Source organism: Owenweeksia hongkongensis DSM 17368, assembly GCF_000236705.1.
Taxonomy (GTDB): domain Bacteria; phylum Bacteroidota; class Bacteroidia; order Flavobacteriales; family Schleiferiaceae; genus Owenweeksia; species Owenweeksia hongkongensis.
The window spans coordinates 311,952-333,082 of sequence record NC_016599.1; the positions used below are offsets into that span (position 1 = coordinate 311,952).

The following is a 21,131-nucleotide window of genomic DNA, read 5'->3' on the forward strand; positions in this document are numbered from 1 at the left end:
CTCATTTTTAAAACTAAAAACTGTAGATTAAAAATTAGGTGTTGCCGTGGAGTTCGGGTTTTACTTTTTTATAAAAGTATCAATTGCGTTTATTGACTCTTCAGTTTTTTCTTCCTGAACAAAATGACCACACTCAAATTCCTTGGTTTTGTGATTTGGTAGTCTTTCTTGCCATTTACGTAGATTCTCCATAGTGATAAATTCGTCTTTAGTTCCCCAAAGTATCAACCATTCTTTTTCGGCTAATGGGTCAAGTTTTTCCCATTGACCTTGATACCAGTCTGAAGAACCAACTAAGGCCTTTCCAAGGTTCAATAAAGGAATTCTAGAGCCTTTATCCGGAAATGGTTTTATATACTGCTCATGTACTTCTTTCGATAGATTTTTCTTGTTGGCAAATCCTTTTTTCAATAATACCTTGGTAGAGAAATTCATATTTAGGTAGAGAAATTTACCTAGACCACTGTTTAGTGCTTTGTCTATTTTTTGAGCTTGCTTCCCCTCGTTTGTTGCCCATAACCAAGAGTTAAATAATACAACCCTTTTGATTCTCTCAGAATTTTCAATTCCGGCTGCTAATCCTATGGGGCCGCCAAAATCATGTACCACCAGTGTAATATCTTGCAGATCCAATTTTTTGATAAACTCACTAAGGTTTTGAGCGTGCCATTCAGGTGTTCCCGATACGGAGTCTGGTTTTTCAGACAATCCAAACCCAAGATGGTCTATGGCAATGCAACGATGATCTTTTGAAAGATCCATTATAAAATCTCGGTATAAGAATGACCATGTAGGCGTGCCATGAATAAAAAGAATAAGGTCACCCTTGCCTTCATCTACATAATGCATGTTGCCTGCTTCCAATCGCAGAAATTTATTTTCAAAAGGATAAAGCGAAGTGTCAACCCACGATTGGGAAAATGCTGTTGAACTCATGATGAATAAGATTAAAATGTTTAGTACCTGTTTCATTGTTTTTAATTTGAAACAAAGGTCAGGCAGGCATCACATTTTATTTTTGGTATAAACCAAGATTCTAAATCTTAATCGCGTTGAACAGCTTGCTGAAGTTTGTGGAATCAATACGCAAATAGGAAGCTAAATCTTTGTGGGCAACTAAATTGAACAGGTGAGGACTTCTTTGCGCAAAAGATGTAAAGCGCTGATTTATATCAAAAGCCATTAATTCATAGTGTCGTTCTACAATGCCTATTAGAAAGAGTTCAGTTGCCTTTCTAAACAAAGTCTCTAGTTCCCGATGTTCCTGCATCAATTGCTGATGCTTCTTGAAAGGAAGCCGAAGGAATGAACTTTCGGTGATTGTTTCCAGAAAATACTTTGAGGGTGTTTGAGTTAGAAATGATTCTGGAATTCCACTAAATGATGGGGGATAAGTAAAAGCAATGACGTGTTGCTTGTCTTCGTTTAGGTAATAGGATTTTTGAACCCCATCGAGCACAAAATACATGTAGCGCTCCGTTTCGCCTGGAGCCGTCATTATAGTCTTTTTGGGAGCAGTGTATTCTGTCCAATACGAAATGTACTTGTCAAGAATTGCTTGGTCTATTGTATGTATTTTATTCAGAAAGTCTTTCATCGGTTTGGCTAAACTGGTTTTTTATGCAGTTTAGTTATTGAGGTGATTTGTATTTATTGTTCGGATTATTTTGTTCAAAGCGGTTTTCGCTTCTTTCATCACAGGTAGTAATGGCCATATGTGAGGCATATTTTCTCCTTCAATTATTTCAATGTCTACATTGCTTTTCTTCATCTTTATTTCAGCTAGTTTACCGTCAGGGTACATGATGTCGTTTTGAGCAATAAACAAAAGCGTACCTGGAAATCCTTCGAAGTTCCCGTATAAAGGAGATATCATAGGGTCTTTTAAATCCTTATTTCCAGCGCACATTTTTTTTGCACTTAGCACTCCCTTTTTTGAAAGCATTGGGTCCAACTTATCAAAAGTTTCAATTTCTGGATTAGTCATACTTGAATCCATTACAGGAGTAATCAGAATCAATTTCTGGGGTAATTCTCCATTTTTCAAAATCAATCGTTGAATGAGGGCGGTTGCCAAGGTACCACCAACAGAATCTCCAATTATAGAAATTTGATTTCCTTGGTAGCTCTTTAATGCTGACGAATATATAGAGTCAATATTTTCAGAAATTAGGTTTATTTGATTCTCTGGTGACTTTGGATAATCACACATCCAAATTTTACAATTTGAGTTTTTTGCAATTTCTTTTACACAACCCCAATGCAGGTTAGTAGGACCAGAAATGAAGGCTCCCCCGTGTATAAAAATCAAAAGGTTTTCGGAGTTTTCGTTTAACCCTACTTCTGATATTATGGTCTCTGAAATTTTAAAAGTGCGAAGTACATGTTTTTTGAAAAAATTGCCGCTGGGCTGGTGAATGTCTTCTTTTCTAATTTTCAAATAATCTATAGGGTCGCTGCTAAAATTTCTTTTAACTCCCTTTAATTTAATTACTAGTAGAGTAAAATAGTACGAAAGACTTGGTTTCATCATTTTAGTTAATCGTAGTGCCGCGTTATTGCCTTTTTTGTCTTTTCAGAATCTTGACAATTCTTTTATTTATGATTTCAGACAAGTTCCAATTGTACAGTTTAGGATCGGTGGTACTGTAGAATTCAACAATCACAGCATCAAGGTTGTCATGGTATTTTGCAAAACTTTGGTATCCCGGAACCCAGCCTGCATGCTCATATTTATAAATGGAGGAGTAAATCTCCTGTTCTCCTGGTTCAAACAATGATCCGTCATTTAAGGCACGTAGAAAAATGCCCACGTCTTCGGCAGTGGTTAACATGCCATGATCATCTTCCTTTAAATCATATGGATGCCCAACATGGTAGCCACTCATCACATCGTCCATATTTACGTCCTTAAGCGAACCAAATGTGTGTACAAGGTTTAGTGGGGTAAGAATTTCTTCCTGAATGAATTTGAAGTTGTCATACCCTAGTTCATTATCCATTATCTTATTGATCAACAAATAATTTGTGTTGCAGTATTCATACTTTTTGCCGGGTTCAAAGTTGGCTGGCTTGTCCAAAATCAGTGCAAGACTTTCTTCATAGGTCTGGGTGGGGGATGACCAAAAATCTGGAGCATCCGTAAAATTAGGAATCCCACTTCTATGCTGAATCATCATGCGTAAGGTAATTTTGTCTGCGTTTTCAATTCTTCCTTTAAGTTCAGGTAAGTAATCGGCTAAGGTTTTGTCGAGAAAAAGTCGTCCGTCACTTACCAATTTGGTTACAGCCACAGCATCATACAACTTACTGATACTGGCAATTTTGAATAAAGCATGAGGATTTGCCGGTATTTTGTTTTCACGATCATGCCAGCCACCAGCATAAAAAGCCGGAGGTTTACCACCTTCATCTATATAAACAACAATTCCATCAAACCCATGATCGATAGCCTCATCCACTTGTTCTTGAACCGTATCAGGCAATGGAAGTATCCAGACTTTTACCAAAATCCAAGGAACAAAATACAGGGAAACCACGGTTGCTGCCAGTAAAGCTATTCTGATCATGCGTTTGATTGGTTTATTCATTTTAAAGGGCTTGGCGAAAATTATTCGATTAATACAATGCCTTATCCTGCACCATAACGTCTTGTTGCTGTCAGTTTTTAAAATAGATAGCTCTCGCTGTTACTGACTTTGAAATTTATAAATACCGTTGATATCTCCGGTAAGTTGTATGATATAACTACCCTTCTTAAGGTTTAGATTGAGGCGATAGGCATCATAAGCTTGAATGTCCTTTTGAACTATGCACCTACCGCTTAAGTCAAGTATGCGAAGTTCTGCTGCCCAGTTTTTCTGAGTCGTAGCATCTATAATGATGTGATCTTGCACTGGATTTGGGTAGAGCTTATACTCCGTTTCTTTTACTAAATATTCAGGAGCGTAAAGACTAAGCGCCAGTTGAAAATCAGGAATACCGTATCCCATGGAATCGTTTGGAGTGGCATAAAGATGTGCCGATTCTCGAATATAATTGGCTATTTCTTCACTGTGCTTTGATGGATAAGCTTCAATTAAACAAGCTGCTAAGCCGGCTACTAGGGGAGCCGCATATGAGGTGCCAAAATCAGCGTTGAAATTCCCGGTACCGTCAATTAAAGTTGTGGGCGAGCCTTGTGCCATTACATCGGGTTTTACACGATTGTCAAAACTTGGGCCGATGCTTGAGAGCGAAGCATAGTCTCCTTGCCAGTTCACAGCACCAACGGTAAGCACCGAATCACCATCGGCAGGAGCTGCAATATGTGGCTGAGATGTGCCTCCTTCATTTCCTGCGCCAGCAACTATCAAAATACCTTTTGAAGCAGCTATATCTGCTGCTCTGGTAATTACGGTAGTATTGCCATCCATGTCGCTGTAACTGTAATTATCTTGTGGATCATCAAATAATTGGTATGAAAGTGAAGTGTTGATAACCTGTGCTCCAACACTATCAGCAAATTCAGCTGCCATTACCCAATGATCCATTTCAAGGGGAGTTTCCTGATGGATGTTCTCGGTGGTGAACAGCCAATAGTTCGCATCAGGAGCGGTTCCTATCATGGTATCAGCCAGATTTGCAGCCATTATAGATAGCACACTTGTACCATGGCTGCCCCAGCCAGAAAAAACATTTGAATCATTAGAAATATAGTTGAAAGTACCTAAAAGTCTTTGAGAAGTTCGCAGGCTATCAAAGGCTGAACTTTGGATAAAGCCTTCATACCCGGCATCAATTACAGCAATGGTAATGCCTGTTCCTGTGTAACCTTCCTGATGAAGTAAATCGCCATTCAACATTTCAATTTGGCCATTCGCAAATCCATAATCAAGGGTATCGCCAGAATTCACACCACACAAGAAACTTTGATGTCTTTTGGAAAACTCAATTCGCTCCACAAAAGGTAAGGAGGCTATTAATGCTGGTTGCGGGTGACTGACATAGACATAATTCAACCATTTGGAATGGGCCATGGGTATAGCCCCCAATTCATTCAGAGTTTGTTTGTATTCTTTGGCAATAGGTAAATCGCGATTATTTATAGGTATATTTTGTAAAGCTCTCCGGCTAAGCGCAGCAGTTGATAAGAATCTTTCAGGAGATTCGAGTAATTCCAGGCTGGAGCCCTTATCTTTTAGATAAACTCTAAATTCAGTTTGGCTTTGAGCTTTTAGGCTTAGGCAAAAGAGAAGCCCTGTTAATACATAGATACACTTGTTCATATTATTTTTTTTGGCGGTTATTAGATTAGTGACTAGAATATTGTAATTGAGTTGTCTGGCTTAGTGTCTATTTATAGAGTCAAGTGTCTGAGCTATAAAGTTTGAGGGCAAGGCTTGCGAAGTTTTGAAAATCAAGAAGTTTACTGATGTAAATGACTGTTTTTCAAAATGAGCGTAACGCAGCTATCGGACTTTATAGACAGACATTAGTTAGATTCTTTCTGTTGAAATGCATATCCAATTCCTGCACCAATGGATATCCCCAGAGAAATACCGATGGCAGGGTTATTCATAGCAACACCTATAGCAGCGCCAATGGCTGTTCCAAGAGCGATTCCTATGGCTATTTTATTTGCCTTTTTTTCTTTCATGGTCGTTTTGATTTATCTAATATTTTCTGAATGCATTAAGTCTGTCTCTGCTTCAAGGTTTCTCTTTTGTGGCCTCTGTCAATGTGTATTTGCAAGTCATCACTGACCTCTTGGATTACCAAAGCCCATGTTCTCATTTCTTTTTTCCAAACGCTTCCATTCTTTCCTTGTGATAGTTGCTACCACTTAAAGCATACGCCTTAGAAACGGCCTTTAAAGCATTGGTATAATCTTTCTGGCTTTCGTAATAATCAGCTAGGGAGTCGAAAGCATTGCCACTGGTTGGATAGTACTCAGTGGCAAGTTCAAAGAACATCTTGGCCTTATCTGGTTGGCCCATGTCCAGGTTCATATATCCGCTCATATTCATCAGGTCTTCTGGATAAGGCGGAACGGGATAGCCGAAGTGCGTTTCGAGCTTTTTAGCGCGGTATTTTACAATTGCATACAACTCGTCTTTGGGCGTGGCTGGCGAATTGAACTTATCTGTTTGCTCCATTTGATACCAGTGAAAAAGGGCCAGCATTCCATCTAGCATGGAAGGCAGTGGAACCGTACCATGGATATCGTTCGGATAAAACTTCCAATAGGATTTCAGCCCTTTGCCTTTCTCCTTCAGCAAGTTTGAAAACTGCACAATGGAGCGCGAGAAAAGGGTGAAATCAGAAGTGTCCTGCATCAGATTGTCGATGGTAATAGTTGGATCTTGCATATGCAATTGTCCACTCATTGAAATAAAAAGCGCCTTACCTTCGAGCTCAACTTGAAGGGGCTTCTGTGCCTGCTTCAGTAGTTGTTGATCATCCCAATCCAAGCTTGGATCAATGGCCAAATAGTTGGCAAAGAGCTTTGGATCATTGATAAGCTCATGACAAACAAAGAGACCGCCATACGAATGGCCCACTAATGTTCTGTACGAGGTAGCCCGATATTTATTCTCCACAAAAGGAATAAGTTCTTCTTTTAAAAATTGGGCAAACGTGGCGGCTTCACCATTCTCTTCCTTAAAAGGCATTCCATACTTGGTGGTGATGGTGGTTGGTGTCAGATTCTTGGTACGATCATGGTCGTTGGAAATACCAATGAGAATCATCTCGGGCATAAAGCCACCGTAGTAGTTCTCGTAAACGGAACTAAGTGCAGGCAGCAATACTTCGCCATCCAATAGATAAACCACAGGGTATTCTCGTTGGTTTTCAGGGTTGTAACCACTTGGCAGTTGAACATAGATGGTTCGTGTTTCACTAAGTGTTTTTGAATAAAGACTATCCTTCAAGCCCAGTTGTTGCAAATAGGTGCTTTCTTTTTGTGCCACCGCACCTAAGTGAATGAGCAGACTCAAAACAATAAGATGTATGCTCCCAAATTTGATTGATGTATTCATTTTACCGACTTTATTTTGTTCTAATTATTCCTTCAATTTACCAAGTATCTGCTCTTTGTCCTTTCACTCCCTTTGATCGTCTTTTGCTTAAGACGGAAGCGCACCTATGCTTCCAATATCAAGTTTTCAATAAATCGATTGTCTTGGGACGATTGCACGTGTTTGGAATTTTTGAGCAGCACACTTTCTTTTAAGGATGGAAATATCTGTGTTGCCCGCTTAATCATTTTCTCGCCCGGAAACATAACATCGTGCTTTGCCGCAATCAACGTTATAGGGGTCTTGATGAGCTTTGCTTTTTCTTTATCAATAATGGGAACAGGCGTAAAATCCATCTTAAAGTGCATGAATACTTTTGAAAGGTATTTGATGCCAAATTCATCTCTATTGGTAAAGAGCTCTCTCAAAAAAGCCTCCACGAATTTGGGCTTACCCGACCTCATATACCTCCTCATGGGGATGAATATTTTAAATAAGGCCTTTAGCGGATTTCCATTTACAATGTAAGCTGGGGCTGACAGAAACACTTCCTTGATTTTGCTTTCATCATTTTCCAGCGTTTTTAAAATAACCAATCCACCAAACGAAAACCCGGCAAGCGTTACACCTGTAATGTTGAGTTGATCAATTACCTCATTCATCCATTTGCCATAGGCGTCATCTTTCATACTCGGTCTGGTTTCCGCACTCTTGTTGGGTTGGGCAATTACATCCACCGCGTAAACTCTAAAGCGCTTGCTCAAGTTAGGATACGTTTCTAATGCAATAGGTGCACAACCGTTAGAACCATGAATGAAAATTATGGGTGGGAGAGATGTATCTCCCGTAGCTATGATGTTTGTTATTCCAAAACTCGTTTCAACTTGTATGTACTCAAAGTCAATATTGAGCTCTTCCAGTTTTTGGTCGTACAGGCTTAAGACTTCCTGCTTGCCTTGGGCCGATTTGAATAATGATTTCACTGATTTCTCCATTTTAATGCTTTCCCATTCTTAGGTTGATTTTTAGCTATAAAAATCAAGTTTGGACTAACTGAGGCAAAGGTGCGCGCTCGATTCTGCACACAGGTTCGTAATCTTAAGTGCAGGTTCGGAATTTCATATTCAAACCCAAAAAATGAATAGAAGTCGGGCTTCAACGTTTAGGAACCGATCGGTTCAAGGTCCGTTTTTGGTTAGGCTAAAATTTATACCCTATTCGCAAGTGCATGTTTAATTCTATTCCACTTTCGTCTTTTGAATATCCTGCACGCTCAGCAAATGTGTAGCTATATCCTGCGCCAATACCGGCTTCAAAGTTGAAATGCTCCCCTATATTTCTTCTAATTCCATACGTAGGTATGATGGCGAAATCACTTACCACCGGAGCATCATCAGTATTGAAAAGAGCCCATTCTGGATGATAACTGGTTTTTAAGGCAATAAAATTGCCACTATTGCCATCAATTCTTTTTGACTTTTGTAAACGTTTTTTGAGGTTGTGATAAAACCTAGGCTCAATAACTATAACCGGTGTGAGGATAAACGGAGAATTATAATCATCATAGTAAGTGGTTTCCCAAATACCTAAATCAAAACCAAGCTCTGTTCTTAGCGCTATGCTATTTGATAACCTTGCTTCATTGTATGCCCAAAGCCCTAAAACTCCGGTTTGAATTCCGAATGTTGACTTTTCTACACTTGCGTTTTGAGATTTGCCGATCATAGTTAGTCCGCACAACGTCAAGATGAATAATGCTTTTTTCATAATTGTTTTTTTAGAATTTCGATTGCACAAAGCCTTCCTTGTTATCGTTTGATTATTTAGTAAAGTAGAATGGAAGCATAACCCAATGATTATTTACTCTGCTTTATCGTATTGACAGTGCAAAGGTGACGTGGAAAGGAAGGTGAATCGTCCTGAAATGTAATTCTGGACTTATGAGTACGATTTAATTTCTGATCAACAGATCTAACTTTGGATTAGATTTCACCCAAGATTGCGGAGTCATTCCTTCGTTTTATTAGAAGGAGGCACTGAATACCGATTTAAAATTAAAGCCGCTCTCATATGCCAGGGGCGCAAGGGTAAAGTTGATTTAGTCTGATATGATTTGAATAGGTCTTCGGTATTTCACCGCTGGGTAATCTCAGAAATAGACCTTATACATGAGATTAGGGAAAAGTCCGACCTGTGTGATATAGCTGATGTTACCAGGTTCGCTGTCATCGTAATACTCCGATATTCTTCCTTTTGCCTCAGTGATATCGTAGATGTTGAGGTAGAATTCGTGCGTAGTTTTTGGTCTATTCCACTTGTAGCTCATAGAAAAATCTATCTGATGCAGGTCGTCAAGAGACGATTCATAGGCTTTATCATAGTCCCAGTATTGATCATTGGCCGGATCTACATTCAGTTGGCCTTGATCATCTCTTCTAAGCGGGATTATTTTTCTTCCTCCGCCCACAAAAACTTTTAGATTAATCGTGAGCGCTTGATTGTCCTTTCTTCCAAGATTAAGAAATTCCTTTCCAGCTAATATGTTGGCGATATACTCGCTGTTATATTGTGTATTTCGCCATTTGTTTTCCAGGGTTTTGTACTTCGATTGAAAGAGCGACATATTGACCAAAAAGTAATAGCTGTTGTTAAAGAATTTCTCGATGGTAAGCTCAACTCCATAATTCTTGCCTTCCCCCTCATTGACAAGATGTACGTATTCATAATCTATTCTTTCATTTATTGTGGCATAGTAGCTAGAGTCTTTGGCTACCGGTAAATCATACAGCCACTGGTAGTAGATTCCCAATTTTGCTTTTAAATCGGGCCTAAATCGTTTCTCTATCGCAAGCGTATAATGGTCGGCTTTTAGTAGTCCCAGATTGCGGTTGGGTTCTGTGAGTGTACCATTGTCATTTGGTACTTTGGCAAAATAGTTATGAGCACTTTCCATAGTGCTGTGTTTTCCGTATCCCAGAGTCAGATCAATGTTGGGGGTTAGCCTCCAATCCATGGCAAATCGTGGTTCTAATGTTCGGTTTTGATTGTAGAAGTCATTCATCTGATGAATGCCAGTAATAAATGTGACGTTGCTGAATGCCTGAAATTTCCAGCTGATGAAATTCCGAAGGGTGCTCATTTGCTCATCAAAATCAGCGAGTAATCTCGGGGTGGATAAAGTATCTTTCTGCAGCTGCTGAAAGTAGTCATAGCTGAAATATGCATATTTAAATCCTGCCTGTAGCTTATGCCGATTGTTGAATTTGTAATTAAAGGTCATTGCTCCCCGGTAGGTTGATTTGTTCACGTCTCCCTCAAAATATTGGTAAGGTGAGTCCTCAGCTTGTGCAGGAGGATTGTATCTGGCTTGCACATTATCATTTATGCCATCAGTGGAGTATATTACAGAAGTATTGAGATAGCTTTTTTTTGATAAGTAAATCGAGTGATTGATGCCGGTATTAAAAAGATAACTTCTCGTAGAATGGTCTTTTGACAGGGAGCTCAATTGACCGCTAAAGCCAGGCGACAACACAGCATCTATGCCTGATATATTCTCCAAGTCAAACCCACTAAAACCACCTAAACCAAAGATTGAGAAGGTACCTAGCTTATCGGAAGGCAGCATGATTTTGAATGCACCATCTTGAAAATTTGTAGCGCCACTTCGGTCCAACAATCCGAGGGTGCTCAACAAGGTGATAGTAGAGTAACGGTAGTTGATTAGGTAAGAACCAGCATAGCCCTTTTTGAGCGGGCCTTCCAGGGTAATATCTGTCCCCATAATTCCCACGCCAAATACCCCTTCAAAGCGTTCATTGTTTCCAGATCTTAATTTGATATCGTACACGCCAGACAATACATCACCATACTCAGCTGGGAATGCGGAGGTGTAAAAATCTGAAGTAGCCAGCATGTTGTTGTTGAGTGCACTGATGCCTCCCGTACCGATCCCACTTTGATTGGCGAAGTGATTTGGGTTAGTGATTTGTACACCTTCCAATCTCCATTGCACGTATTTCGGTGAATTACCACGAACTATAATATCGTTGCTACCATCTTGAGTTGTGGCTATACCCGCATAGTTGGATAGGATTCGGGTAGGATCGTTAAAAGGTCCTGCATATCTGTTTGATTCCTCAGGAGAGATTGATCTGGCGTCAACCAATGCCATGTCATTGATAGGACTTCCTTTGTCCATTTGTGCTACCACGGTCACCTCGTCCATTTTGGTAGTATACTCATGCAGGGTAAGGTTTAGTACCACTACCTTGGCCGAATTCACCACAATATTTGGAATTATTTTTTGCTCATAACCGATATATGAAAGTTGCAGGTTTACACGTCCAACCGGCACTTTTTCAATCCGGAAATTTCCATCAATATTGGTGGTGGCACCAATAGGAGGAGAGGAGTCTTCAATCATTACTGTCACTCCAATCAGTGGTAATTTGCTCTCCTCATCTATTACCTGTCCGCGAATGGTTTGCGTTAGAATTTTTTGTTTGGTTTCCTCAGAATCTTGTTTAGGCTTTGATGAGATGATTATGGCATCATTCCTTTCCTGGTATATCAGGTTAGGATCTTTCAGAACATTAGCTAAGGCATTTTCATACGACAAGCATTGGCTAAAAATGAAAAAGACTACTATCCAGAAAAATCTCGATCTTATATTCCACTTATTTAATAAATTCTTCAATTGTATCAGCTTATTCAGAAGCTTGTAAATTGGAGAACAACAGAACTTTCAGCCCATCAATCTTGACAAGGGCGTTTATGACTTCATCAGTACTACCATCACTGAAGTACTTATCCTCCGCTTCGTATTTCATGTTTACAAAAGGCAGGACGGCCATAATATTGCTGGTCATCCTGGGGTTGAAATATCCTGCAAGATACTATTAGTGATCTATTTTGTTCTAACCCCTTTGGTTGTAAAGCTCATGCCTTGCTGCCCGGAAGTTGAAATCATTACAGCTTCAAAAAATGGTTCATTGCCCTCATTCTGGGTAAGCCAATCAAAAACAAAATTGGCACCGGTACCACCTGATCCATCGGTTTCATTTATTACAATTTGAAGTGATTCCAGCGGCTTCACAAAAATTGGTTTGTTGATGTAATTTCGAATCAGTTCACCGTGTGTGTTGTAGTAATCGGCTTTGGTGATGAATATAGAATCCGAAAGTGAAGTGTTGTGGATGCTGACGGTGGCGGTTAGTGGAAAAGTAGTTTCGGGGGAGTAGCTATAAATTTGAGAGTAAACAGAAAGGTAGGAGCTATGCGGCATCAGGCTATCCAAACTATTTACCGAAACTTCTCTATTACTCCAGTCTAGAGTTGGGCTACTTGCTTGCTCTTCTGCTTGATTACAAGATGTGAAAATCACAAAAACCAAAAGTGGAATAATTCGGCACATAGATTCTACATTAAATTAATAGGGCTAAGTTAAAATGTTTTATTGGTGGATAAAGGATTTAATACTTTGGCTTTAGAAAGTATACACTGCTTACATTTACCGCTTCAAAATTTAGAAAATGACCAAGGAAGAAATACTAAACGAGTTCAATAAATTTTGCAAAAATACGCTGATGGAAACTTTAGAAATGAAGTTTGTAGATGTGGACAAGGAAGCGGGGATGGTAAAGATGACGATGCCAGTAAACTCGCGTGTACATCAGCCGATGGGGCTTTTGCATGGCGGTGCTTCTGCGGCTTTAGCCGAAAGTTTGGGTAGTGCTTCTAGTTTACTCTATGCCGACCCAAAAGAATATGCTGTTTTAGGAATCGAAATTAGTTGCAATCATTTGCGCTCCAAGCGCGATGGTGTGATTACGGGCACCGCTAATATCATTCATAAAGGGCGAAGTACTCACCTTTGGGAAATCGTAATTCGCGATGAAGAGGAGCGAATTATTTCGCATTGTAAACTTACCAACATGATTGTGCCGCATAAAAAGTAATGATGCAAAAGCTCTTTATCAGTTTACCGGGTAACTCAGATTATAAAGTATACACTTCAGATTCGGGCGGTGGTTTTGCCTTTCGCTTTTCATCCTTTGAAGGGCATGAAGAGGTGAACCTAAAAATGAATCAAACCAATGACGAAAGCTTTCTTTCTGAAAACCTTGGTGGGCAACACTTTAATATTCCCACTCATGAAGAATATGTAAAGCTGGTGGAAAATACAGTGGCTCATATTCGTAAAAATGATCTGGGTAAAATTGTGATGTCACGTCCTCAAAGATTTGACAAGATAATTGAGCCTGTTCTTGTTTTTAAAAAATTAGTAGAAGCTTATCCCACAGCCTGTGTGTATCTTTTTACGCATCCGGAAGTAGGAACGTGGATGGGCGCTACCCCGGAAACCTTGCTCAGTAAAAAAGGGGATGTGCTAAAAACTATGAGCCTTGCCGGAACACAAAAAAAAGGTGAAGAGGATAAATTTACTGGAAAGGAAAAAATAGAGCAGGAGCTGGTCACAGATTATATCACTGAAATTCTGAATTCTGAAAAGGGAGTGGAAGGAGTGAAGGCCGAAGGCCCAATTATAGCGGAAGCTGGAAACGTAGTCCATCTAAAAACAGCAATCGAAGCCACAGTGCAGGGAAGCTTCAATCTTTCTTCTTTGATTAAAAAGCTTCATCCAACTCCGGCCGTTGCTGGTTTCCCTAAAAAGGAAGCATTAGAATTTATAAAGAAAAATGAGCCGTACAAGCGTAGTTTTTACGCTGGTTACTTTGGACTAAACCAAAGAACTGACGCGCATTATTTTGTAAACCTCCGCTGCATGCAAGTCTTTCATGATTCTGTAGTTTTATATGCTGGAGGTGGTATTACCAGAGATTCAAACCCTGAGGCGGAGTGGGAGGAGACGGAGAATAAGATGCAGACCTTATTGCAGGTTTTGAAGTAGAACTATTATCCAATAGGGCCCCAGAGTTACTAATCACAATATGAACTTATGAACTACGGAGTATAGAGAGTTCCACAGAGTAGCGATGCTGAAATATTGTGTTTTGCACAGTGTGGCTCAGTGTACCCAGAGGTAATTAATTACAGCGCGGAGTTATGAAACACGGAGTAGAGAGTTCCACAGAGTAGTGATGCTGAAATATGGCGTTTTGCTCAGTGTGACTCATTGTATTCAGTGGTAATTAATCACAGTATGAATTTATGAACCACGGAGTATACAGAGTTAGACAGAGGAAAAATCCTGATAATGCACCTTGCCCAGTGTGCTTCAGTGGTAATATTATGCCTCACAGAGTACTCAGAGTTTCGTGAAGTACAGAGCAATAAATCCGAATCCTTTGCGCCTATTCTAGAGAACAATTCTCCTTATCCCAGCTTTCATAGATTTCACATTGAAATTTAGAAGTAAGCCTACTTTACATTCAGTCAATTTCAGATAAGTCATTATTTGAGCCATATGTATGTTTTGAAGTGCACTTATAGATTTTACTTCAACAATCACCTTCTTTTCTACATATAGGTCGATTCTATATCCACAGTCAAGTCTCACATCTTTATAATCTAAAGGAAGGGCAAACTGCTTGTCAACCAACAGTCCGGTTTGAAGTAATTCATAATAAAGGCATTCTTCGTAAGCATTTTCAAGTAAACCAGGTCCCAAATTGGTGTGCACTTCCATTGCGCATCTAATTATTTCACCAGTAAGGTTTGAGTGTATATAGTGCATTATTGTTGAGTTTTGGTTGTTGAAAAGTTATAAAACTAATCTCAAGTGTTTTTTATCGGAGCTCTGCGCTCCAAGGTTTAGAGTGTATTACGGATAGTTATGAACCACTGAGTATAAAGAGTTTCACAGAGGTGTGATGTTGAAATATTGTGCTTTGCTCGGTGTGACTCAGTGTACCCAGAGGTAATTAATAACAGCGCGGGGTTATGAACCACTGAGTATAGAGAGTTCCACAGAGGAGGAATGCTGATTTTGTGTCTTTCTCAGTGTGACTCATTTCACTCAGTGGTAATTTGGGTATTGCGTATAGTTATGAACCACAGAGTTCAGAGAGTTTCACAGAGGTGCTGCACTATACTCAGGCAAACGTTGAGCATTCAGGGGTGTTTTTTATCAAAGGTCACTCAGCGTTATTTTTGTTTTAAAAGAGAAGCACAGCGGTGAATTTCCTCTTTTGATGAAAATCCATTTATCCGCTTACTTTTGCTACTTATTGAAGAACTAAACTCCAGAAGATATTAAAACTTCAGATAAGCTCAATGCCCAGTATCTAGGGCAACTTTTAAAGCAGCATAATTGTAAAACGGTGGTGATAGCGCCAGGTAGCCGTAATGCTCCTTTGATTATCACTTTTACAAACGATTCCGATTATCGCTGTATTTCGGTGCCCGATGAGCGCGTGGCGGCATTCACGGCCATGGGACTTACATTAGAAAAACGCGAACCTGTTGCCGTGATTTGTAGTTCAGGCTCAGCAGCGGTTAATTTTTATCCAGCAGTGGTAGAGGCTTTTTATCAAAAGCTCCCATTAGTTGTAATCACTGCAGATAGACCGATTGAGTTGATAGACCAAGGAATTGGCCAGGCGATTCGTCAGCCCAATGTGTTTACAACCCATATTGTTAAAGACTTTGATCTTATCCGTGAGCCGGCTGATGAGCTGGCCAAAAACTTCAATCAAAGAAGTATAAATGAAGCTTTGCTGGCTACTAAGCATGGCCCCGTTCATATCAATGTTCCTTTTGACGAACCCCTTTATGGAACAACTGAGGAGCAGGTGGAAGCTCAGTATATTGATGAAACTTTGGGGAATAGAACGCTTTCCAACACCAAGGTCGAGCAGCTTTCCTCCATTTGGAATGAAGCTCCTAAAATTTGGGTGCTAGCAGGACAAATGCTTCCTGATAGTGAGCTGGAAGAAATTCTAACTTCCCTAAACCAAAAAAGTCCTTTCCTTATATTTTCTGAATCGCTGAGCAACCTGCACTGTGCGTGTAATATTCACTCTATTGACAGGTTGATTAATACAATTAGTGAGGAAGAAAAAGAAGCGCTTTGCCCTGACCTTCTGATAAGCATAGGTGGAGAGGTAGTGAGCAAAATGGTGAAGAAATTCTTACGCACTTTCAAGCCAAAACATCATTGGTATGTGAATGAAGCCACGGAATTTCAAGATACTTATGGAGCCTTGACGGATCACGTTCAGGTACATCCTGCTTTGTTTTTTAAAGATTTGATGGGTTTTACAAAGCCAAAATCGAGTGATTATCGGGATGATTTTTTGGCAAAAGACCAGAAGAGAATGGCCAAGCATGCCGAGTTTGTGAATAAAGCGCAGTTTTCGGACATGGCTGCTTTTCGCGAAATATTGAAGCACTTACCTAAAGATTCTATTTTGCACTGTGCCAATAGTACCTCTATTCGCTATTCACAGCTTTTTGACCATGAAGAGTCCATCTTGCATTATGCCAATCGTGGTACTAGTGGAATTGACGGTTGCACGTCTACAGCTATTGGCCATGCCATAACTACCGATAAAATGGTTACTCTGATTACCGGTGATGTTGCCTTTCTTTATGATTCCAATGCTTTTTGGAATGATGAGTTACCGGATAATTTACGAGTGATTGTTCTGAACAATAATGGTGGAAATATCTTCCGTATTATTGAAGGGCCGGATAAAAATGAAGACTTTGAGCGTTTTCAGGAGACTATTCACAATGTGAAGTTGCAGGGCGTGGCTACCACATTCGGGCTAAGCTTTACAAGTGTATCTGATGAAGGAAAACTGCAACAAGTTCTGTCAAGCTTTTTTGCCCCGGAAGGAGGCATAAAGGTTCTGGAAATACAAACGCCACGCATTGAAAGTCCCGAGGTGCTGAAAAACTACTGGGCATTTTTAAGAAATGGATTTAAGTAAAAATATGCTACTCGAAAATCTTGACATAAACCCCGATGAGCTTCCGCAAATGGAAGCGGTGGATTTTGAATCACTAGAATCGGATTACCTATACATGCGCCTTACCGCTTGGGCTTTGTTCTTTCTTATGGCAGCTGGTGTGCTCACCGTTTTACTTTTTACTACCGATGTAGCAGCTTGGATGTACTATACACCTTGGGCGGCTTTATTTGCGCTGGTGTTTATCTTCGAAATAATAGGCTTCAAAATAAAGGGATATGCCATTCGCCAAAAAGATGTGAGTTATAAAAGTGGCCTTATTTGGTTTCACATGACCAGCGTTCCTTTCAACAGAATTCAGCATTGCGAGATTAGCCAGGGGCCATTGGGTAGGTTATTCAATTTGGCATCGGTAAAAGTATACACGGCAGGGGGTAGCGGTAGCGACCTTAGCATTAGCGGACTTACCAAAGAGCGTGCACAGCGACTTCGTGATTTTATTACCAAGCTGAGCGCGGAGTATGAATAACCTAAACCTGAATGAGCCGCAAAGACAATCCCTTGTTGGTGTGGCGGTTATTTTTTTTAAAAATCTTAGAGTTGCTGCCAACATCTTCATCTCTGTGATTTTGGTGCAATTTGGTACCGAAATTTCCTTTTGGGGATTAGGTCTCAAAGAAGTTGGGTTCATCATTGCCGGGCTGTTTCTCATCATTTCTTATCTACAGTACCGCAGGTTTTATTTTTATGTGGTGGATGATAAATTCATCATGGAAAAGGGCTTGCTGAGCCGCGACCGCATTACTATTCCCTTTGACAGAATCCAAACCGTAAACCTCAATCAAAATATTATTCAGCAGGTGCTTGGCGTGATGGCCGTAAAAGTGGACACGGCAGGAAGTACTGAAAAAGAGCTAGAAATTTCGGCTTTACCCAAAAGCTATGCTCGCGAACTGCAGAACTTTTTAATAGAAAAGAAAGAGGAAACTAAGCAGGAGAAAGGAGAGCTTGAAACGGAAACTAGTGAGGACGAACGTGAAACAAACAAAACCTTAGACCTTAGTACAAAACGCCCTTTGGTTACACTACCCATCAAAGATCTTTTGCTGGTAGGTCTTACGGAGAATCATTTGCGAACAGGGTTATTGGTTTTTGCGGTAATCAACGGTTATGTATGGCAATTTGAAGAATATTTACTCAAACCTTTTGAGCCATTTTTAGAAGAGCAAGCCAATACTTTTATGGCTTCGTGGCTTATTTTATTGCCTATTGCCGTTCTGGCTTTTCTATTTATTTCGGTTTTGATGTCAATGATTCAAAGCTTGCTGAAATACTTCAATCTTGAGTTTTTTGTAGATGCTAAAGGAGTGCAGTTGGTTTCGGGTTTGCTAAAACGGGCAGAGTATCAAATTCCAAACAATAAAATTCAATACCTAAAGTGGAAGAGCAACCCTTTGCGTAAGCTTATTGGCTTAAGAACTTTAGCTGTAAAGCAAGCCAGCCCTGAGGATGCTAGAGGCACAAAAGGTGTAGTACGTGTGCCTGGTTGCCGAGATGAACAGTTGGAAGTGGTGCTCGATACTTTTTACCCTCAAGCTCTTACAGGTACTTATACTCACTATTTGCCCAATCAGTTATTGCGTTTGCAGCACACTATTTATTTTGGAATAATCCCTTCCATATTAATCACAGGCTTGGGATGGTTTGGTTGGATTTTTAGTTTGGGAGCTTTGCTGTACTTACCTATTTCTTTGTTTTTTATCAAGAAGTATTTCTTCAGCGTATCTATGTTGGTTAGTTCCGAAATGTTGATTCTGAAGAAAGGATGGGTGTTTCCCTCAAGAGTAGCCCTGCCACTTTACAAATTGCAAAATGTGAAGCTCACCCAAAGCATTTTTCAAAAACAAAGAAATCTGGCTTCGGTAACTTTTTACACAGCAGCCGGAGTGGAAGGTTTTAAACACCTGCCTTTTGAGGAAGCTGTGGAGCTTTACGATTTTCTGCTTTATAAGATTGAAGTGGAAGATAGAGGGTGGATGTAGGGACAAGGTTTGTAGTTTGATGTTTCTCTTGAAAGGAGAAAATGTTTGTAGATGAAGTCAATATTGTTCTTCATCAAGGATATTAAAAAAAGAAAATTCTTTACTAGAATGACCATTTGGAGGAGTTTTAAATTTTGGAGATTTTTCATTCTGTTCGTGATTGCAGGAACAGGTGTTGGTTTGTTGGTAACAGTAATTTTAAAGGATTCGGGTGCTTTGGAAGTAGAATCTTTGGATGAAAAATACATTTATCATTTTGACACTGTGCGGAGTCATGAATATGTAACCGTCATGGTTTCTGATAATCTGGCACGCGCAAAAGAAGTTACCGACTTCTATTTAGGAAGATCTTCACAGATAATTGGTGGAGACAATTTATCCTATATTAAGAGCTTCGTGAAAGTAAAAGTAATGGAGTATTCTGCTGATTCTAATTTTGTGAAAATATATGCTAAGTATAGATTTGGTGTAGGACCGAAAATTAAAATTATAGAAGGTTTTGTTCCAGTATATACTCTACACAACAAATTACCTTGACGTAAGACTAGGTTTTAAATCCAAGCGTACCTCATATAATTCTATATTTGGGCACAACCACACTTAGCTATGCAGCACAAACGCTTTCAGCGGTTTTCTCCAGATATTGATTTTTCAGACGTTGACCACATTGTTATAGGCTCTGGCATTGGCGGTCTTACCGCTGCTACCTGGTTAGCCAAATGTGGACAGAAAGTAGTGGTTCTCGAGCGCCATTATGTTCCTGGTGGTTTCACTCATAGTTTCAAAAGAAAGCAAGGTTTTAATTGGGATGTAGGCGTTCACTATGTTGGCAATTTGGAAGAAGGCGGTTCTATGCGCGGCATGTTTGACTTGCTAAGCAACAAAAAGCTGGAATGGGAACCCATGGGTGAAGTGTATGATGTGGTTCAGATTGGCGATGACGTGTATGAGTTTAAAGCCGGTAAAGAGAATTTTAGGAAGCAAATGATTGGCTATTTTCCAAATGAGGAAAAGGCAATTGACGACTATTTGGAGTTACTCAAAAAATCAAATAAATGGGGAAGTGCTTTCTTTTTTGAAAAGAGCTTCAAACCATTTTTGAGCAAGTCTTTGGGTTGGTTTATTCGCAAGTTTTATAAAAAGTATTCTCAGCAAACTACCCTGGAAGTACTGAGTAAAATCACTACGAACAAGAGGCTGATAGCAGTGCTTTGTGGCCAATGTGGTAATTATGGTTTATCACCAAGGCACAGCAGCTTTGGTGCGCATGCTTTGGTAATCGGTCACTTTATGGAGGGCGGTTATTACCCAAAAGGCGGATCGGAGCAAATCGCATTGAAAACTATTGACACCTTACACGAGCTAGGAAGCGAAGTATATATAAATGCTGATGTTTCAGAAATTGTGACTAAGGGAAGCCGTGTGAAAGGTGTAATGGTGGGGGAAACTTTTATTCCCTGTAAAAGTGTGATAAGCGGAGTGGGAGTAAATAATACTTTCAATCACCTTTTGAAAAATGGAGCAAGCAAAACCTGTGATTTTAACCTTGAGACTGTAAAACCGGCTACCGGACATATTTGCTTGTATGTAGGCTTGGACAAATCCAGCGAAGAGCTTAATCTGCCAAAGCATAACTTGTGGTGGTATGCAAATGAAAATATTGATGCGACTTTTGACAATATGACTTTGAAAGATGCACCGGATAAGTTTGCTTACATATCTTTTCCGTCAGCCAAAGATCCTAAATGGGAAGAAACGAATGCGGGAACAGCCACTATTCAGGCAATTTCTAAAGCCAATTATGAATGGTTTGCAAAATATGAGGATCAACCTTGGATGAAAAGGGATGATGAGTACAAAAAGTTGAAGGAGGAATTCAAGGACGGAATGCTGGAGAGGCTATACAACCTATATCCACAAATCAAAGGACATGTAGCTGTTACTGAGGTTTCATCACCTCTTTCTACCAAACATTTTTCCAATTATAAAAAAGGAGAGATTTATGGTTTGGATCATACCCCTGATCGTTTTGACCTTTCTTTTTTAAGACCTGAAACCAAAATAAAAGGTCTTCGACTCACAGGGCAGGATATTACTTTGGTGGGTGTAGCAGGGGCCATGCTTTCGGGTATGCTTGTCGCAATTACTATACTCAAATTTCGCGTGTGGCGAATTTTCAAGGAAATTGGCGAACTTCAAAAGAAATAGGC

Annotated in this window: 20 protein-coding genes; 7 read left to right on the forward strand and 13 right to left on the reverse strand. The window is 39.9% G+C overall.

What is annotated here, in order from left to right:
- Window positions 1–60 precede the first annotated feature (60 nt).
- From OWEHO_RS01455 to OWEHO_RS01500, 12 genes are all read right to left on the reverse strand, one after another.
- On the reverse strand, window positions 61–972 hold the full coding sequence (locus OWEHO_RS01455; protein ID WP_014200676.1) for an alpha/beta fold hydrolase: 912 nt from the start codon (window positions 970–972) through the stop codon (window positions 61–63).
- A gap of 64 nt (window positions 973–1,036) precedes the next feature.
- The gene (locus OWEHO_RS01460) at window positions 1,037–1,597 is read right to left on the reverse strand and encodes a Crp/Fnr family transcriptional regulator (RefSeq protein ID WP_014200677.1); all 561 of its coding nucleotides are present in this window, start codon (window positions 1,595–1,597) and stop codon (window positions 1,037–1,039) included.
- Between the two features lie 30 nt (window positions 1,598–1,627).
- Window positions 1,628–2,533 carry an alpha/beta hydrolase fold domain-containing protein gene (locus tag OWEHO_RS01465; protein WP_014200678.1) on the reverse strand — a complete coding sequence of 302 codons (906 nt, stop codon included), beginning with the start codon at window positions 2,531–2,533 and terminating at the stop codon, window positions 1,628–1,630.
- A 22-nt stretch (window positions 2,534–2,555) separates the two neighbouring features.
- Complete coding sequence (locus OWEHO_RS01470) at window positions 2,556–3,590, reverse strand: serine hydrolase domain-containing protein (RefSeq protein ID WP_041627327.1); 1,035 nt, start codon at window positions 3,588–3,590, stop codon at window positions 2,556–2,558.
- Window positions 3,591–3,689: 99 nt separating this feature from the next.
- Window positions 3,690–5,267, reverse strand: coding sequence for a S8 family serine peptidase (locus OWEHO_RS01475; RefSeq protein WP_014200680.1), 1,578 nt, complete (start codon window positions 5,265–5,267; stop codon window positions 3,690–3,692).
- A 206-nt stretch (window positions 5,268–5,473) separates the two neighbouring features.
- Complete coding sequence (locus tag OWEHO_RS18435; protein WP_014200681.1) at window positions 5,474–5,638, reverse strand: hypothetical protein; 165 nt, start codon at window positions 5,636–5,638, stop codon at window positions 5,474–5,476.
- A 133-nt stretch (window positions 5,639–5,771) separates the two neighbouring features.
- On the reverse strand, window positions 5,772–7,022 hold the full coding sequence (locus OWEHO_RS01480) for an alpha/beta hydrolase-fold protein (protein ID WP_014200682.1): 1,251 nt from the start codon (window positions 7,020–7,022) through the stop codon (window positions 5,772–5,774).
- Between the two features lie 104 nt (window positions 7,023–7,126).
- On the reverse strand, window positions 7,127–7,984 hold the full coding sequence (locus tag OWEHO_RS01485) for an alpha/beta hydrolase (protein ID WP_143764450.1): 858 nt from the start codon (window positions 7,982–7,984) through the stop codon (window positions 7,127–7,129).
- 217 nt (window positions 7,985–8,201) lie between these two features.
- Window positions 8,202–8,768 carry a hypothetical protein gene (locus tag OWEHO_RS01490; protein WP_014200684.1) on the reverse strand — a complete coding sequence of 189 codons (567 nt, stop codon included), beginning with the start codon at window positions 8,766–8,768 and terminating at the stop codon, window positions 8,202–8,204.
- A gap of 382 nt (window positions 8,769–9,150) precedes the next feature.
- Window positions 9,151–11,700: a TonB-dependent receptor gene (locus OWEHO_RS01495; protein WP_223252707.1), complete on the reverse strand. Its 2,550-nt coding sequence runs from the start codon at window positions 11,698–11,700 to the stop codon at window positions 9,151–9,153.
- Between the two features lie 10 nt (window positions 11,701–11,710).
- Window positions 11,711–11,872, reverse strand: a complete 162-nt coding sequence (locus OWEHO_RS18440; protein WP_169312748.1) for a hypothetical protein — start codon at window positions 11,870–11,872, stop codon at window positions 11,711–11,713.
- A 38-nt stretch (window positions 11,873–11,910) separates the two neighbouring features.
- A complete protein-coding gene (locus OWEHO_RS01500) occupies window positions 11,911–12,417 on the reverse strand; it encodes a DUF3124 domain-containing protein (protein ID WP_014200686.1) in 507 nt (168 codons plus the stop codon).
- 118 nt (window positions 12,418–12,535) lie between these two features.
- Here OWEHO_RS01500 and OWEHO_RS01505 point away from each other — a divergent pair, with 118 nt between their 5' ends.
- Entirely contained in the window at window positions 12,536–12,961 is a 426-nt protein-coding gene (locus OWEHO_RS01505; protein WP_014200687.1) for a PaaI family thioesterase, read from the forward strand.
- Window positions 12,961–13,914: an isochorismate synthase gene (locus OWEHO_RS01510; protein WP_052301063.1), complete on the forward strand. Its 954-nt coding sequence runs from the start codon at window positions 12,961–12,963 to the stop codon at window positions 13,912–13,914. The genes OWEHO_RS01505 and OWEHO_RS01510 overlap by 1 nt, the downstream gene beginning before the upstream one ends.
- 408 nt (window positions 13,915–14,322) lie before the next feature.
- Here OWEHO_RS01510 and OWEHO_RS01515 read toward each other — a convergent pair whose 3' ends face one another.
- Entirely contained in the window at window positions 14,323–14,700 is a 378-nt protein-coding gene (locus OWEHO_RS01515; protein WP_014200689.1) for a GxxExxY protein, read from the reverse strand.
- Between the two features lie 517 nt (window positions 14,701–15,217).
- Here OWEHO_RS01515 and menD point away from each other — a divergent pair.
- The 5 genes from menD to OWEHO_RS01540 all read left to right on the forward strand — a co-directional run bounded on the left by menD (window position 15,218) and on the right by OWEHO_RS01540 (window position 21,129).
- Window positions 15,218–16,900, forward strand: a complete 1,683-nt coding sequence (gene menD / locus OWEHO_RS01520; protein ID WP_041627330.1) for a 2-succinyl-5-enolpyruvyl-6-hydroxy-3-cyclohexene-1-carboxylic-acid synthase — start codon at window positions 15,218–15,220, stop codon at window positions 16,898–16,900.
- Between the two features lie 4 nt (window positions 16,901–16,904).
- A complete protein-coding gene (locus OWEHO_RS17660; protein ID WP_169312749.1) occupies window positions 16,905–17,408 on the forward strand; it encodes a PH domain-containing protein in 504 nt (167 codons plus the stop codon).
- On the forward strand, window positions 17,401–18,921 hold the full coding sequence (locus tag OWEHO_RS01530; protein ID WP_014200692.1) for a PH domain-containing protein: 1,521 nt from the start codon (window positions 17,401–17,403) through the stop codon (window positions 18,919–18,921). Before OWEHO_RS17660 ends, OWEHO_RS01530 begins: the two co-directional genes overlap by 8 nt.
- Before the next feature lie 51 nt (window positions 18,922–18,972).
- Window positions 18,973–19,458 (forward strand): hypothetical protein, encoded by a 486-nt coding sequence (locus tag OWEHO_RS01535; RefSeq protein ID WP_041627333.1) that lies wholly within the window; start codon window positions 18,973–18,975, stop codon window positions 19,456–19,458.
- A gap of 69 nt (window positions 19,459–19,527) precedes the next feature.
- Window positions 19,528–21,129 (forward strand): phytoene desaturase family protein, encoded by a 1,602-nt coding sequence (locus tag OWEHO_RS01540; RefSeq protein ID WP_014200694.1) that lies wholly within the window; start codon window positions 19,528–19,530, stop codon window positions 21,127–21,129.
- The last annotated feature ends 2 nt before the right edge of the window (window positions 21,130–21,131 follow it).